The following is a 15,553-nucleotide window of genomic DNA, read 5'->3' as shown; positions in this document are numbered from 1 at the left end:
GTCTCTTCGTTCCAGGGCCTGTCCGACGGGTCGCGTCACCGACCCCGCACCCGACAGCACTGTCACCCGAATGGCCCAACATGATGTGCCACCCACATGGGTGAACATCAAGCTGATTAGTGCCCCAACCGAGGCAATCCGTGAAAGGCGAACCAAATGCGCATTCGACGAATCCTCACCGCCGTCATCGCCACGGCAGCCCTCGCCGGACTCGGCCTCACAGGCGCCGCCACCGCCACCGCCGGCAGCGTCACCCCGCCCGGCAGCGTCACCCCGGGTGAGTGCACGGACGGCGGCGGAACGATCGATCGGTCGACGCCCGTGCTCCCGACCTGCAGGGGCGGTATATACGACGGGCAGACGGTCGACTAAACCCCACTAGCTTGACTCTGTCGGGGATCTTGGAGTTGTCCAGGTCAGCTGCCAAGGGTTCGCCAGGAGGTGAGCCGAGGGATCTTGTGCTGGTCGAGATAGCTCTGGAAGGCCGTCGGCCGGCGGGGCGTGGGTGCTTCCTCGGTCGGCGGTAGTCCGCTGAGGCGCTCGATGTTGATGGCGATGGCGGTCAGGACGTGCTGGACGTGGGCCTTGCTCTGGCCTCGGTAGCGGCATCGTCGCATGCCGTGGCCGTGGGCGAATTCGTTGACGGTTCCCTCCACTCCGGAGCGCACCGCGTAGCGAGCCTTCCACTCGGGGGTCTGCTGCTCGGTACGGACACGCAGCTGCAGGTCGCGGAGTTCTCGTGGGGGAAACCCCACGGTGCGGGTGCTCTCGCGGGAGGTGGTGCACTGGGCACGGGCCGGGCAGGGCTGGCACTGAGCCTTGGTGAACCTGGCCACGATCAGCGGGGCCGCAGTGGGCGAGGAGGTCGGGTAGGGGCCGTGCCAGCCCTGGCTGACCTGGCCCTGGGGGCAGGTGACCTGCCGGCGGTCGTAGTCGATGTGGAAGTCGTCCCGGGCGAAGCCCTCGTTCCGGCGGTGTTGGCGGGTGGGGTTGCTCCGGAGTGGCCCGGAGACGGTGACCTGGTGATCACGGGCGGCTTGTTCCAGGTGGACCAGGGAGGTGTAGCCGCTGTCGACCAGGTGCTCGTGCGGCAACAGCCCGCGCCGCGACAAGCGGGTGTGGATGCCGGGCAGGACCTGACTGTCGTGGGTGGTGGCCGCGCTGGTGGCCACGTCCGTGATCACGTTGGGGCTGTCCGGAGCGCAAGTCTCGGTCAGGTGAGCGGAGAACCCTCTCCAGCTGATGATGTGTCCGTGCCGTGCGTAGCGGGCCGTGGTGTCGTAGGGCGAGACGATCGCCCGGGACGAGGGTGGCAGCCCCGGTCCGTCGTCCTCGGCAGTGCGCCAGAGCAGGCGTCCTGCGGCGTCACGGTGGTAGTTCTGCACCATGATCTGGCGCAGGGCCTGGATACGAGGGCCGAACGCCCGGCCTTCCCCGTGACGGTAGAGGTGTTCCAGGAGCAGGACGGCGTCGTTTCCGGTGGCGAGGATCCTGGTCTTGGGTTTGGTGGGGTTCTTGCCCAGGCGGACCGGCCGGCCGTAGCGGCGCCCCCACTCCTCGTCGACCAGCTTGTCCAGCAGGTGAGGGGAGGTGCCGGCGACTTCTTCCAGTGCGGCACGTACCGCCTCGGTGATCAGTTCCAGGCGGGTCAGGTCGCGCACCGCGGCCAGGACGTGGGTGGAGTCGGTGCGCTGCGTGGTGCGCTCGCGTACCAGGCCAGCGTCCTTGAGGCGGGCCAGGACGAGGTCGAGGAGGCGGTCGGCCCGGTCGTCTTCGGTGAGACGGTCACGGAAGTCGGCCAGCACGCTGTGGTGGAAGCCGGGGTCATCCAGCTCCATGGCCATGGCGTACTTGAAGTCGATGCGGCAGCGGACCGCCTCGGCAGCCTGCCGGTCCGACAGGCCGAGCAGAAACTGCAGCACACAGACGGTGGCCAGCTGAGCGGGCGAGAGACCCGGACGCCCGTCCCGCGGGTACCAGTCGACGAAGTCCTCGTCACACCACAGCCCGTCCAGCCGGTCACGCACCCATATCGCCGTCGTGCCGCCCGGGTTGCTCGCCCGCGCGACCTGCGCGGTCAGAGGCGGGACTTGCTCACCGGAGCGGGGGCGGAGGGACAACGGGCACCTCGACAGCTGCATCGGTCATCGGAACTACCCGAGCATGCCCGTTGACAATGCTGTCGCATCGCGAAACTCCAAGATCCCCGACAGAGTCAAGCTAGGGCCTGTTGCGAAAGTGGATCGGCGCCCCGCAGCCACGCGCTGCGGGACGCTCCCGCGCGAGCGTAGCCGGGAGAGTCGCAGGGACTGTGCCGACCCGTCGGGCACGCCAGGTCCGAGTCGGCCCGGAAGCACGCGGCGGGCGGGAGCTCCCGAACGCCGTCGCGCGCGAGCGCAGCGAGCTGCCAAGGTTTGCGCGGCCGTAGGCCGCACCTCTGTTACTGAGGCAAGAAGCCGGGGGTTCCTTGCCCAAGCTCGCGGAGGCGAGCGAGGTAGTCCGCCTCCGGCGGGGGACCGGCCGGCACCGGGATGGAGGGGGCACCGTTCCCGACCGCGGGCCCGTAGTGGCGTGCGCGGGGAGCTCCCATCCCGTCCACCGCCGACCCAGGCAGAGCCGAGCAGACGTGGTCCCTGGCGTCCAGGTCGTTCGTACAGTGGCGCGCTCCACCTGGACGCCAGGGACCACGCCCGCTCCACGGTGTGTGGGTCGACGGCGGACGGGATGGGAGCTAAGGGTTGGTGGGTTAGGGCAGAACGTCAGGTGACCGCCGCCTCGCCCTCAGCTCCCGCCGTGGTAAGATCCCGCGCAGGAAATCTGGAGTTCTGCTCCCGATGGTTCATGACCAGGACTTCCGCAGAATAGTGGAGACCCGGGTTCGAGTCCCGGCTCCGACTTTGTCGGATGTAGCTCAATAGGAAGAGCCCCTATTTTATCTCCAAGTGGCTAGGGTCCAGTACCCCAACCCTCTCGCTGCTTGTTCGAGGTCCGCTTCCGTCAATTTTGCAGGCTCGTAGTACTTTTGTGCATACCCGACCAGGCTGCGGCGCCAACCTGACGAGTTTCTTATTTTCGACGTTACGCCTTGGTAGTCCTCTACCGCAGCGCGAGCCCACGACGAGCTGGGTATCGCCGAAGTCAAGGCGGCATTAATTTCTCGCCCCAGGTTTTTCGTGATGGCGAATGCCGTGAAGATGTGCTCGGCGATCAGTGTCACCTGACCAGATTGAACAACGCTGCTTGGGGATTGTCCGTTAAGGCGTTGCCATTCCATCGTGGAGGCTGCCCCCATCGCGGCGATGCGTGTCGATAGCTCCGGTTGCACCTTGCCACCAGCGTGGATAGTGCAGTTCCTCATCTCGCGTAGGAGGTGAAAACTTTCGAGCAAGTCACCCGGGACGGCGTAGCCTGACGAGTTGAACAAAACCTCGTGCATATTCCATGCCTTGATTGGCTTTCCGGCCCTTCGTATTGGGAAGCCTTGGCTTCGCAATAGATCAATGCTCGACATCACGAAGTCTTCGTGCGTGGCCAAAGCGTAGGGCAGCGCTACCGAGGCCAGATGATGATCTGCGTCATGAAGGAGAGATCGAGCTGCATCGCTGCGCAGATTGAATCGCTTTATGTGCTCCACAGCGGGAAAAAGTTCGCCAAGGGTTCGCTGGGAACCCGTCGTGAGCTGCAGAGTATGCCCCGCGAGCCGCGAACCTGCCAACAACGCCATCATGGCATTGTTCACGATAACCCTCGTTTCGGAGTAACTGCGGTACTCCGGATACAAAAGCTCGCCCACTCATCCTCCCCATAAGACCGCCACGCGGCTTTTCAACTCGCACCTTAGTGCACGACTAGGTAAGCCTCAAAGGGATTAGCCAAGATACGCAAAAGGGACGCACCGCAACCCCCACCCACAGGCCCCACCGACAGACGGATAGCTAAAGCTAGGCGAAAAGTGGCGGGTTGAGGCGGTTACACAAGTCGCAGATTCGGGCGCGAATGGCCTTTCCCTGGCTCGCTATCCCCCTCAATAACAAGTGGCACGAGCCCAAAGACATGCTTATTTAGCTCATCAACCGTGATGTCCAGGTCTTCAGCCATCTTCGACGACGAGAATCCGCCGGCCCTCAACGCAGAGAAAACCTTGCTTAGAAGCTGCGATGTTTCGCGCACGATACCATCAGGCTCGCCCCTCCGATACCCCATCTGAGAAAGCAACTTAACGGCGGTTCGATATCCCCAATCAGTGACTAGGTCGAGATCTTTTAGCCTATAGGCTAGAGCGACCGCGGCGACCTTCCACTTCCTTTTCGCACTCAAAATCCTCTTGGCATCCGCGCCATGAAGCATCTGCGCATAAATACCCGCCCGAGGCATCAGAAAAGCCGAGGCAAATTGTTGAGCTTCCTGCTCCGCCTCTTGCCCATGAGGAATCCGGTGTGCAGCATGAAGAACAAGGTGACCAAGCTCGTGAGCAGCATCAAAGCGCCCTCGCTCACCGCTCTTCTCAAGATTAAGAAAGACGAACGGGGTCTTTTCTTTCCACCGCAACGAGAAGGCATCAACAGCAACACAATCCGCGGCTAGCGAGAAGACTCGCACACCATGAGACTCAAGGAGATGAATCATGTTTGGGATGGGAGCCTCACCCAGCCCCCAGAGGGCACGAACACGCTCCGCAGCATCCTCGGGACTAAGGTGAGGAAGGGTTGGCACATCAGGCTCAGGCAAGCTGAACCGGTCTTCCAACCATTGATTTATCTCAATGGCGAGCCTGCCAGCACTCCGCGCCGCATCCCTGTCCAACGCACTCATCTTCGACAGAGCACGGAACGACAAGGCATCCACCTCGATCTCCTCAACCTCCGGTGCCGAGAAGAACGAAATAGGGAGATCCAGAGCGCTAGCCAAGAGATCCAGCGTTTCAGATGAAGGCTCCTTATGGCCATTCTCAAAGGCCGTCAAGCTTCGCACTGAAACGCCAGACTCTTGCGCCAACCGAGACAGCGTCATCCGCCTTCGCTTTCGCGCAAGAATTAGCCGCGAGGAGGTCAACATGACGACCATCTCCATAGGTAGTTCGAGTTAAATTGCTCCCTTGAACTCCACCGGGACCTCAACAGCAACATCTTCGACGACCTCGTCCAGCCGCTTGATGTCGAATTCCGGGCCTCGGAAGGGATTATCCGGGAGGATGATGCGCTCGCGCCAGGTATCCACGTACTTTCCATGCATTTGGACAGGCATGGAAAGTTCGAAGGAAAGTCCTTCTTTCGTCGACTTGTAGAGGAGGAACCACGTCGGCAGCTCGCTCACGTCAGGGGCCTCAGCCCGAAGGCCAGGGACAGAGAACAGCGCAAGCTGCTCCTCATTCCTCTGAACGAGGCGGGCAACAGCGGGCCCTTTAGGGTTCTTGGTGCGTATCGCACCCGACCATGAAGCGTTCTCATCACCGACAGGACCAGAAGCACTGACGGCCGTGATGGCGAAATCTTCAGACGGGTGGAGACACCGAAGGATCTGCTGAGAGTTGCTGTACCCCCAGCCAGCCTTCTCCTGCATCTGCTCCCGGAAGAACCGGTTGCAGCGCGACCAAAACGTGTAGCCGGCCATGCCAGGCGAGTCCAGCTCCGTAGCGAGCCGGGCCTCAGCCGATGCCTTCCCCAACGGCGTGTAGATGTCGTTGGGTACGAGCCCGAGGGAGTGCAGTCGCTGGACTGCATCGTCTCCGACGTGGCACACGGCTTCCATAGAGTCCTCCCCGATCATCGTTCCAAAAATCCTACCTCATGGGAGGGCGAAATTTTGGAACCGGGCGCATTCGAACTTTAGTTCGGAACTGGGCTACCGTCAAGTAACTCAACGGCGGCAGTGGCCCTGAGTCCCCCTCCAGGCATGCGCATGGGCCCCGACTCAACGCCGAGGCCCATCTCATGATTACAGGAAGCGTGTGAAGAAGGCGTGCAGGTCAGAGCGCTTCCTTCGACGGCGTGATCGGCTCGCCCGACTTATGTACTACAGGCAAGACACTCCACGGGAAGTTGATCCACTCGTCGGTCCGCTTCCACACGTACTCGCACTGCACCAGCGAGTGGGACTTCTCATAGATGACGGCGGACCGCACCTCGGCGACCGCGTCGAGACAGAAGTCCCGCACCAGCTTGAGCGTCTTGCCGGTGTCGGCGACATCGTCGGCGATGAGGACCTTCTTGTCGGAGAAGTCGACGACGTTGGGAACGGGCGCGAGCATGACGGGCATCTCGAGCGTGGTCCCCACCCCCGTGTAGAACTCGACGTTCACGAGATGAATGTTCTTGCAGTCGAGGGCGTAGGCGAGCCCGCCGGCGACGAACACACCACCCCGCGCGATCGACAGCACCACGTCGGGCTCGTACCCGTCATCGGCGATGGCCTGCGCAAGCTCGCGCACGGCAACCCCGAACTGCTCGTAGCTGAGGTTCTCTCGTACGTCCACGTCGCTCATGCCGGGCTCACACCTGCGTCCGATGGAAATTGACGAAGGACCGCGAGGCAGTGGGTCCCCGCTGCCCCTGGTACCGCGACCCGTACCGCTCACTCCCGTACGGGAACTCGGCCGGCGAGCTGAGCCGGAACAGGCACAGCTGTCCGATCTTCATGCCCGGCCACAGCTTGATGGGCAGCGTCGCGAGATTGGACAGCTCCAGCGTCACATGCCCGGAGAACCCCGGATCGATGAAACCGGCGGTGGAGTGCGTCACGAGCCCGAGCCGCCCGAGCGAGCTCTTCCCCTCCAACCGGGAGGCAAGATCATCAGGCAGCGTGATCACCTCGAACGTCGAGGCGAGCACGAACTCCCCGGGATGGAGAATGAACGGCTCGTCCCCCTCCGGCTCCACGAGCCGCGTCAGATCGGCCTGCTCGACGGAGGGGTCGATGTGGGGGTACCGGTGATTCTCGAACACCCGGAAGTACCGGTCCAGCCGCACATCGACGCTCGACGGCTGCACCATGGATTCGTCATAGGGATCGATCCGCACCCGCCCGGCGTCGATCTCGGCCCGGATGTCCTTGTCTGAGAGAAGCACGTCCCGAGGATACGCAAGGCGCGCGGAGCCACGACAATCGTGACGACTCCGCGCGCCCACTGCTGATCGGATACCGCTACTGCTTCTCGAAGCTCACCGGCACGACGCTGCGCAACCGCGCACATCGCGGACAGCGGACGAGCCGCCTCGGGCCGAGGCGTTCGGCCTGCTGCATCGGGAGCGAAGCGGTGGTGAACACGTGCCCATCGGCACAACGGACGACGGTGCGCTCCATCAAGTCCTGAAGTCCCTTCCCCAAAGAGCCGCGTCTGGCTTGATGCCCTGACGAGGAAGGCCACATTACGGGACGAAAGGGATGCCCCTCCAGGCGGCACTCCGGACCCGCCCAACCCCTCTCCCGCCCCTCCACCGTACGCCCCAACTCCGTTCCCCCGCAGCCACATCCCTCCCCCGGAACAAGCCACCGGCCCCACGGCTTGAGCACCGGGGGCCAGCGATGAGGTACAGTGGGCGAGCATTCCGACGCCGACGTGGTCGTCGTCTTACGCGGGTGTAGTTTAATGGTAGAACATCAGCTTCCCAAGCTGAGAGCGCGAGTTCGATTCTCGTCACCCGCTCCATGAGGAAGGCCCAGGTCAGAGACCCGGGCCTTTTTGCTGTCCGTGGTGATCAGCGGTCGCGTGCCAGATTCGTGCCCCCGCTCCGAGGACTGGCCGGCGCGGGCCATGAGGTCCTGAGCTTGGCGCCGGTGTCGGCGGCGAGGGTGTTGCCGGTGTGCCGGGCGGGCATAGTGACAGGCCCCCCTAAGGGCTGCGGCCGTAGTACTGGCGGACGAGAAGCTGGACCGTGCGTCGCGCGCGACGCGGATCAACGAGGCCGCGCCTCGCAGGATGAAAACCGGCCGACTGAACGAGCATGCCGGTGGCGATGAGAGGTTTGCGGCCGATCCGGTCGGCGAGGTGGCCGGTAGGCCCTGTCCGGTGCCTCCACGAGATCGGGTAGAGGCCCTGTGGAAGGGAACCAACGTCAGCACCTTGGCCGAGAGGTACGGGGCCAGGTCGCGTTCCGCGAAGTAGCGCCGATCCGTGTCGGGCGGGCTGTGCTCAGGCGGGCCGGGTGGGGGCCCGTAGTTCGATCTTGTATTCGCCCTGTGGGGAGGGTTCGGCGGTGAGGGTGCCGTTGAGCAGTTCGGCGCGTTCTCTCAGGCCGATCAGGCCGTGCCGGGCGCTGGGCAGGGCGACGGACGGGCGGGTGGGGGCGGTGTTGGTGACGGTGACGCCGAAGTGCTGCGCGTCGTGCCACAGGCGCACCTCGGCGCGGGCGCCGGGAGCGTGCTTGCGTACGTTCGTGAGGGCTTCTTGGACCGTGCGGTAAATGGTGCGTTGGGCGGTGGTGCTGATGCCGGGCGGGAGCCCGCCCGTCAGGGTGGTCTCCATGCCGCTGTTGGCGATCAGCTGCTGGAGGTCGGCGAGGGTGGGCTGGGGGGTGAGTTCGGTTTCCTTGCCGCTGGAGGCGCGCAGCAGGGTGACCATGTGGCGGAGTTCGTCGAGGGTGTTCACGCTCAGGGTGCGGATGGTGCAGGCAGCGTCGCGGGCGCCGGGATCCTTGGCGGCGACCTGCAGGGCTCCGGCCTGTACGGCGATGAGGCTGACCTGGTGGGAGACGACGTCGTGCATCTCGCGGGCCAGTTGGGCGCGTTCGCGGGCGAGGACGGTCTGGGCGTACAGGGCGCGTTCGTGTTCGCGGGCCACTTCGACCTCGACGAGCTGGCGGGCCACGTCGTGTCTGGCCTGCACGAGCTGGCCGAACAGGATCGGGGCGAAGGCCGTGGCCAGCGTGTAGACGAACTGGATGAGCGTCCAGGTGCGGTCGCCGGGAAATGTGTCGCCGGAAAACGTGTCGGACAGGGGCCAGGCGAGGGTGCTCGCCGCCGCGTTCAGCAGGGCGCAGCCGGCCAGCAGAGGGCGGTTGCGGGTGCGCGTGGCCAGCGTGTACAGGGCGGCGATCGGCGCGACCGCCACGTCCATGAACAGGGTCATGGGCAGGGTCAACAGGAAGACGGTCAGTGGAAAGCGCCTGCGCAGGAGCAGTCCGGCGCAGCCGAGGGCGGCGCAGGCCCATATGAACGGTGTCGCCTCGTCGTAGAGGTTGATCCAGGCGTCGAGGGCGGCCAGCACGACGAGGCCCGCGTCGACGGCCCAGGGCGGCACCCGCCGCCACCGTTCCTGAGCCGTGCTCATCATCCGTTGCCCCCTGCCCTGTTGGCGCCGTCGTCGCCGAGCAGTCCGGCCCGCTCCGCGAGGAGCGCCGCCTGGACGCGGCTGGAGACCCGGAGCTTGGTCAGGATCGAGCTGACGTGGTCCTTGACAGTGCCCGCGCTCAGATGGATGCAGGTGCCGATGTCGGCGTTGGACAGTCCTTCCGCGATCAGGACGAGGACGTCACGTTCGCGGTCGGTGAGCAGGTTCACGCGCGCCACGTCCTCCGCGACCTGGGGCGCGTCCGCCCCAGGATGGCCGCGCAGCAGAGCCCGCGAGGCTTTCGGGGACATCACCACGCCACCGGCGGCCAGGGTGCGTACGAGGTGGGCGAGTTGTTCGGGCTCGGTGTCCTTGAGCAGGAAGCCCGCGGCTCCCGAACGCAGCGCGGTCAGGATGCACTCGTCAGTGTCGAAGGTGGTCAGCATGGCCACCGTCGACATCCGCATGCCGGATGTGGACGGCCTGACCGTCCTCAGGGAGGTCCGGACGCTGCCCGAGCCGCGAGCAGCAGCAGCGCCACCGGAAGCCCGGGCAGCAGCAGCGTTCCCAGCAGCACCATCGTGATCAGGCTCAGTGGCAGGGTCACGAGCAGTGCCCGCGCGGCGGAGCCGGGGTCGTTGCCGAACAGTCGCCCGCCCGGCAGCTCGGTGGCGTCGACGAACAGCAGGACGGCCAGGATGACCTCGGCCACATGCTGAGCGACCTCGGAGTTCAGGGTGACAGCGATATGGCTGTGGGTGAACACGCCCGTGACCACGCCTGCGAGCACCAGTACCAGAGGAGCCCGCACATGCCGTTGCTCCAGCCGGCCGGCGACCAGCGACCACCCGGCCAGCCACCACCGCGGTGATCACAATCAGGACAGAGATCATTTGAATCCGCTTCAGAACTCGGAACAGGCCGGCGGCCGCACCACCGGGACCTACACAAGGGCGTCGACCGGCGTGAGCACAGGGGTCGCTACAACGGACGAGGCCCGGCAGACGGCACCGGCCCTTACCGCTGTCAGAGGCGCCGGGCCCCTCGCAGCCCCTGGGCGTAGTAGCCGTCGCCGTCGAGCCGTGAGGTGCCGCCCTTGTCACCCATGGTGGGGCCGCCCGCGTTCTTCCGGCTGGAGATGAAGCGCGGGTGGTCGGCGGTGTCCAGGCCGAGGTAGATGCCGATGTGGCCGAGCCGTTTGCCGGGCAGCTCCCGTGTTCGAAAGAAGGCCAGGTCGCCGGGCTGGAGCTGTTGGATGACGGCGGGGCGGCGGTCGGTGAGGGGAATGACGGGTACGCCGAGCCGCCCGTGGGCGATCGCGTCGGGGGTCCGCTGCAGCCCGCTGCCCGCCGCGTTGTCCCTGCTGTTCAGCGGGAACCCCGAGCGGTATCCGTACACCAGCCGGACATAGCCGGAGCTGTCGACGGAGCGCGCGCGGTCCTTCTCGGGGCGGCGGGTGACCGTGTCGGGGAAGGTCCAGGGGATGCCCAGGTAGTCGTAGAAGTCCGAGCCCGTGCGCAGCTTCGGCTTCCCTTGCGCAGCACGCCCGGAGCCGCTGGCGGTGTCGGGTGTGTAGCGGGCGGCACCGCTGTATTTGACTCCCGCTGCCGTCGTCCGGACCGGGGCACCGGCGACGTAGTCGAAGGCCGTGGCGAGGATGTCGGGGTCGCGGCTGCCGAGCCGGGACGTGAGCCAGGTCCTGAACCAGCCGCTCCGCTCCGCGCCACGGGCCCAGGGCTTGGGCAACAACCGCACCCAGCTCTTGGTGACGACCTTGGCATCCGTCGTACGCGGCTCCGCGAAGGTCCTGCTGGGCCCGGTCAGTACGGCCGTGCGGGCGCCGTCGGTGAACGTGGCGACGACGGTGCCGCGCGGGTCGCGTGCCACCGTGCGGGCGGGGTTGTCGATCCGCTCGAAGTGCAGCGGGCCGCTCCTGACCCGGATTCGGTCACCCAGTGATGCTTGCGATGCCTGTGATGCCTTTGATGTCTGTGTTGCCGGTGAGGCATCCGTTTTGTCGGTACGGTGCTTGAGCTGCAGGGACAGCTCGCAGCTCGCCGCGAGCAGGACGGCTGTCACCAGGAACAGGACCGTGTTCCTGGTCAGGGAGAACCTACGGATTCTGGACAGGAGGCGTTTCACTGGTCAACTCCGATGGGGGGAAAGGGAGATGGCGCCGCAGGTCGGTGCGGGGGCGGCTCATTTCGTGGGCAGGGCGCCCAGCAGCAGCCCGGACACCAAGATCACGTAGGTGGCGAAGGTGACCGCGCCGGTGGAGAGGACCGTCGCTGTCTTGGGCTGCCTCTCGAGCTGGTAGGCGATGAGACGGGGGACGATGAACCCGAGGGCCTGATGGGCGAACAGCAGCGGGAACTGCTGTTGGAGCAACAGGGAGAGCCCGGCCTGGAGCAGGACACCGGTGAGCACGACGGCGGCGAACAGCCGCTTGCCGTAGAGGATGACGAAGCGCTGCAGCAGCTTGATCAGCAGGTAGGTCAGGCCTGCCACGGCCGCGACCATGGCGGCGCGCCGCAGATCGTCGACGAGGGTGAGGGCGAGCCAGCCGGGGGTGATCATGCCGCCCGGTGAGAGGTTAGTGGTCAGGTAGCACAGGAGGGAGAACACCAGACCGAGTGCGATGCCGATGGCGGCGATCTGCGGCGTGACTACTGCGGGGATCAACGGGATGCTCCGTGGGAGGAGTTGTGGTGGGCGCCGGGCGATGTGAGGGCGTCGCTCGGATCGGCGGGGTCGGCGGCGGCGGGGTAGTCGGGCGGCAGTGCCGCGAGCCGCTCCAGGAAGAGTTCGCCCTGGCCGTGGATGTTGCCGATGGCGACGACCGAGGCGTCCGGCCCCAGGTGAGCCAGCAGCTCCGTGGTGAGCTGGTCGGGGTCGCGGCGGTCACCGCCGAGATCGACGACGTTCCCGGTCCAGTGCGTGGGTATGGCGTCGGCGGCCGACTTGGTGGGGTGGCCGATGAGGAACACCGTCTCCGGGTCGAGCTGGGGGATGAGCGCGCCCATCTGCCCGTTGCGCTCCACACGGTCGGGACGGCAGTTGATGACGACGTGCAACGGACGGTGGATCGCGCCCAGCTCGAGCAGCTGCTTGATGTTCATCAGCGTCGACTCGGGGTCGTTGGCGGCGAAGACGTTCGCGAAGCGCAGTTGCTTTCCGTCAGGGGTGCGGTACCGCTCGACGGACAGCACACCCGGGTCCGGCGGCGCCTCGTACATGCCCTTCAGCGCGGTCGCGCGGTCGACGCCGAGCAGTTCGGCGACCGCGATGGCGATGGCGACGTTCTCCTTGAAGGTGAACCAGCTGAAGCCGCGCAGTTCCTCGTCGGTGACCGTTTCCGGGTCGGCGTAGACCAGCTTGCAGTTCCGGGCGTCGGCCTCCTCCTGGAGGATGTGGAAGCGCTCCTTCTCGGCAGTGACACAGATGCCGTCCTCCGGCATCGAGCGGCACAGGGAACGGGCCACGTCGTCCAGCGTCGGGCCCATCTCGGCGAGATGGTCCTCGCGGACGTTGCAGAGCACGCCGATGGTGGAGCGGATCAGCTTGGACTGGTTGATCTCCTGGAGTGCGGGCATGACGGCCATGCACTCCATGACCAGGACATCGGGCCGGTAGCCGGCGGCCCGCCGGACGATGCCGATCTGCTCCACGACGTTGGCGATGCCGAACTTGCGGTAGACCGGCTCCTCGGTGGCATCGGGGTGGATGAACCGGGCCGCGGTGCCCGTGGTCTTGGCAACGGTCACCAGGCCGCTGCCGCGCAGCGCGCCCGCGCACAGCCGGGTGATGGAGGACTTGCCGCGAATGCCGTTGACCAGCACTCGGGTGGGTATGACGGCCAGATTCGCGTCATGGCGGCGCTGTTCGACGACACCCGCGACGAGCAGGCCGGCGCAGCACGCCGCGAGGACGCAGTACAGGAAGAGCATGGCGGGTCAGCTCCTGGGGCCGGGGAAGGGGAAGGGGAAGGGGAGGGGGAGGGCGCCCCGTCCGGGGAACCGGGCGCGGGCGGTGCGTCGGTGCAGGGCAGTCGCTGTCTGATCAGTTCGAGGCTGCGGGCGATGGATCCCACCTCGTCGTGGTAGCGCGGGTAGAGCACCGTTCGGCGGTCCCCGGCTGCCAACGCCTCGGCGCCCTGGGCGACTTCACGCAACGGACGTACGACGACGAGGTACAGCCAGCCGATGCAGAGGGCGCCCGTGGTCACCCCCAGCAGACCGACGAGCATGATCCGCCGCTGTGCCTCGTACTCAGGCAGGCCGATCCAGAACACCGACCTGATCGAGGCGACCTTCCAGCCGAGTGCGCCCGCGACGCCCAGCTTGTTGTTGCACGGCGCCACGGCGGCCACCGCCGGATCCCTCCAGCCGAGCAGCAGCTCGGCGGAGCCCTTGGTCGTGCGATCGTCCTTCATCTGGGCCCGCAGCCGGCTGTCGGAGACCCGCCCGAAGGCCACGAACCCCTTGTTGGACGCGATGACCCGATGCTCGGAGTCCACCAGCCACACCGAGCCGAGACCGGGCCGGTTGAGGATGCCGGTCAGGTACTGGACCTTGAACTCGCCCACGACATAGTGGCGTCCGGATGTCGCCGTCCCACCCTTGACCGGCTGAGCGGCCACGGCGGCGAGCACCGGCTCCGTGCCGGAGGTGTTCGTCTGCCTGACCCCGGGCCTGATGCGGACCTTCGTCGGGGTACGGGGTTCGTCCCCGGCGCGGGCGAGGATCTTGCCGGCGCCGTCGACGACGTACAGGGACCGGTACCGGCCGTGCTGCTCCAGGGACCTGTCGAGGGCCTTGCGCGCCTCCTCCGACCGGGAAGCGTCGATCATGGTGGCCAGATGGGTGAGGTCCGCGTATCCGTCGTTGATCCCCCTGCGCACGCGATCCGCCGTCGTCTCGGTGCGTTGCCGCTGGTCGTCGGAGATCAGCCGGGGTACGACCGCAGCCGGGTGCGGCAAGGTGCTGCCGAGCGTCAGCAGCATCGACGCGGGCCAGGCCAGCAGAGCGAACGCGCACACCACAAGGACGGTGCGCAGTCCGAGCCGGCGCCGGCCCTTGCCGGTCCCACGCGGAACACGCCCCTTGGCCGGTGGCTGCGCGACCGTCTCCTGCGACGGCCCGCCCCTGCCGCGGAGTTGAAGGCGTAGCGCCTCCAGTGCGGCGCCGATGCGGGCGGGTTCTCCGAAGCGGGACACGTGGACGGGAGCCGTGAGGTCACCCGAGCCGAGCCGCTGCGCGTCGCGGCGCAACCGCAGCACAGGGCGCTGCACCACCAGGTGGAGGGCGGCGGTGACTCCGGCCGCGAGGGCCAGGAGCACGGCCGCGGCGAGGAGGGCGAGACGCAGGTCACCGGTCCCATTGCGCTCGGTCTGCACCGTCGTGACGACCGTCAGTCCGAGTCCGCTGCTCGGACTCTCCTTCGAGGCAAGCCCCCGGGCCACTGCGGCGTACCCGACGGCGGTACGGGTGTTGCCGTCCGCTGCCCGGACGAGGCTGCCGCTCGGACCGTCGAAGCCGCCGGCGGCGGTGTCCGACGGTCCCCTGCTCTGCGCCTGGCGGGCGGCGGTGCCGGCCAGCGACTTGGCCTGCTCGGTGCCGGCTCCCGGCCCGGCCGAGGTGAGGGTGGCTCCGTCACGGTCCACGACGTTGAGCGTGTGCTGCTTGCCGACGGAGATGCCCGGCAGCTTCACGCTCTGGGAGGCGACGAGCAACTCCTGCCTGCCGCCTTGCGACAGCGTCGCAAAGGCCAGCAGCCGGGTGACGCCCGAGTCGTCCCGCACCAGTCTCGGTGGCGGGTTCGCCGGCAGTCCCCGAAGGTTCACCTTCCCGAGCGGTAGGGCCTCGCCCTGCGCGGCGAGCAGCCGACCGGTGGACTGGTCGACGACGGCGGTACCGCGCCACTTGGGGTAGGTCTGGTTGAGGCGGGCCAGCATTCCGTCCGCCGGTGCGGACTTGGAGCCCGCGAAGTCCGCGGCCGCTGTCCGCAGATCGGTGACGCTCTGGTCGACGGCGCCCTGCAGCGCGACCGCCCCGTCCTCGGCGATGTGCTGCTGGGAGCTGAGGACGGCCTCGGGAACGCCGCGTTCGGCATCGCTCCCGACGGCGAACACCGTCAGGCCCGCGACGAGCGCCAACAGAACCGGCAGGGCCGCCAGTGGCGGCCGGACACCTCCTATTGATCCGAAACTCAAAGGGTTCTATTCGAGGATGTAGCGGACGTGTGGGCCGCCGAAGTAGCCGCGGACGACGTGCGGCTGACGTTGGCGTC

General features: G+C 66.6%; 10 protein-coding genes, 1 tRNA gene and 3 pseudogenes. 2 read left to right on the top strand and 12 right to left on the bottom strand.

The window, feature by feature from the left end; all coding sequences use genetic code 11:
- Positions 1–416: 416 nt before the first annotated feature.
- From ACFV7R_RS15620 to dcd, 6 genes are all read right to left on the bottom strand, one after another.
- The gene (locus ACFV7R_RS15620; RefSeq protein ID WP_385263815.1) at positions 417–2,120 is read right to left on the bottom strand and encodes an IS1182 family transposase; all 1,704 of its coding nucleotides are present in this window, start codon (positions 2,118–2,120) and stop codon (positions 417–419) included.
- 812 nt (positions 2,121–2,932) lie between these two features.
- Positions 2,933–3,793 carry a hypothetical protein gene (locus ACFV7R_RS15615; RefSeq protein ID WP_385263814.1) on the bottom strand — a complete coding sequence of 287 codons (861 nt, stop codon included), beginning with the start codon at positions 3,791–3,793 and terminating at the stop codon, positions 2,933–2,935.
- A gap of 176 nt (positions 3,794–3,969) precedes the next feature.
- On the bottom strand, positions 3,970–5,055 hold the full coding sequence (locus ACFV7R_RS15610) for a helix-turn-helix domain-containing protein (RefSeq protein WP_385263812.1): 1,086 nt from the start codon (positions 5,053–5,055) through the stop codon (positions 3,970–3,972).
- Positions 5,056–5,082: 27 nt separating this feature from the next.
- Positions 5,083–5,766 (bottom strand): hypothetical protein, encoded by a 684-nt coding sequence (locus ACFV7R_RS15605; RefSeq protein WP_385263811.1) that lies wholly within the window; start codon positions 5,764–5,766, stop codon positions 5,083–5,085.
- A gap of 199 nt (positions 5,767–5,965) precedes the next feature.
- The gene (locus ACFV7R_RS15600; protein ID WP_385263809.1) at positions 5,966–6,481 is read right to left on the bottom strand and encodes a phosphoribosyltransferase; all 516 of its coding nucleotides are present in this window, start codon (positions 6,479–6,481) and stop codon (positions 5,966–5,968) included.
- Positions 6,482–6,488: 7 nt separating this feature from the next.
- Entirely contained in the window at positions 6,489–7,064 is a 576-nt protein-coding gene (gene dcd, locus ACFV7R_RS15595) for a dCTP deaminase (protein WP_129799045.1), read from the bottom strand.
- A gap of 507 nt (positions 7,065–7,571) precedes the next feature.
- Between dcd and ACFV7R_RS15590 the strand changes: the two genes are divergently transcribed.
- Positions 7,572–7,645, top strand: a tRNA-Gly gene (locus tag ACFV7R_RS15590).
- A gap of 483 nt (positions 7,646–8,128) precedes the next feature.
- Here ACFV7R_RS15590 and ACFV7R_RS15585 read toward each other — a convergent pair.
- Both ACFV7R_RS15585 and ACFV7R_RS15580 read right to left on the bottom strand, forming a co-directional pair.
- On the bottom strand, positions 8,129–9,265 hold the full coding sequence (locus tag ACFV7R_RS15585; RefSeq protein WP_385264115.1) for a sensor histidine kinase: 1,137 nt from the start codon (positions 9,263–9,265) through the stop codon (positions 8,129–8,131).
- Positions 9,265–9,717: pseudogene (locus tag ACFV7R_RS15580) on the bottom strand (LuxR C-terminal-related transcriptional regulator); the annotation flags it as partial. The gene ACFV7R_RS15585 and the pseudogene ACFV7R_RS15580, both read right to left, overlap by 1 nt.
- Position 9,718: 1 nt before the next feature.
- Here ACFV7R_RS15580 and ACFV7R_RS15575 point away from each other — a divergent pair.
- Positions 9,719–9,799, top strand: a pseudogene (locus tag ACFV7R_RS15575) (DNA-binding response regulator); the annotation flags it as partial.
- 492 nt (positions 9,800–10,291) lie between these two features.
- Here ACFV7R_RS15575 and ACFV7R_RS15570 read toward each other — a convergent pair.
- From ACFV7R_RS15570 to ACFV7R_RS15555, 4 genes and pseudogenes are all read right to left on the bottom strand, one after another.
- Positions 10,292–11,407, bottom strand: coding sequence for an NlpC/P60 family protein (locus tag ACFV7R_RS15570; RefSeq protein ID WP_385263808.1), 1,116 nt, complete (start codon positions 11,405–11,407; stop codon positions 10,292–10,294).
- A 57-nt stretch (positions 11,408–11,464) separates the two neighbouring features.
- A complete protein-coding gene (locus tag ACFV7R_RS15565) occupies positions 11,465–11,947 on the bottom strand; it encodes a poly-gamma-glutamate biosynthesis protein PgsC/CapC (protein WP_385263806.1) in 483 nt (160 codons plus the stop codon).
- Positions 11,944–13,212 (bottom strand): poly-gamma-glutamate synthase PgsB, encoded by a 1,269-nt coding sequence (pgsB, locus tag ACFV7R_RS15560; protein WP_385263805.1) that lies wholly within the window; start codon positions 13,210–13,212, stop codon positions 11,944–11,946. Before pgsB ends, ACFV7R_RS15565 begins: the two co-directional genes overlap by 4 nt.
- Before the next feature lie 158 nt (positions 13,213–13,370).
- Positions 13,371–15,218 (bottom strand): annotated as a pseudogene (locus ACFV7R_RS15555) (HAMP domain-containing protein); the annotation flags it as partial.
- Positions 15,219–15,553 lie beyond the last annotated feature (335 nt).

This window comes from Streptomyces sp. NPDC059866 (genome assembly GCF_042731325.1).
Taxonomy (GTDB): Bacteria; Actinomycetota; Actinomycetes; order Streptomycetales; family Streptomycetaceae; genus Streptomyces; species Streptomyces flavusporus.
This window is presented reverse-complemented; position numbering and strand designations above follow the sequence as displayed.

Excerpts from the sequence above, each read along its gene's own strand:
- ACFV7R_RS15610 (WP_385263812.1), bottom strand. The coding sequence starts at position 5,055 with ATGTTGACCTCCTCGCGGCTAATTCTTGCGCGAAAGCGAAGGCGGATG.
- ACFV7R_RS15605 (WP_385263811.1), bottom strand. The coding sequence starts at position 5,766 with ATGATCGGGGAGGACTCTATGGAAGCCGTGTGCCACGTCGGAGACGAT.
- ACFV7R_RS15600 (WP_385263809.1), bottom strand. The coding sequence starts at position 6,481 with ATGAGCGACGTGGACGTACGAGAGAACCTCAGCTACGAGCAGTTCGGG.
- ACFV7R_RS15585 (WP_385264115.1), bottom strand. The coding sequence starts at position 9,265 with ATGAGCACGGCTCAGGAACGGTGGCGGCGGGTGCCGCCCTGGGCCGTC.
- pgsB (WP_385263805.1), bottom strand. The coding sequence starts at position 13,212 with ATGCTCTTCCTGTACTGCGTCCTCGCGGCGTGCTGCGCCGGCCTGCTC.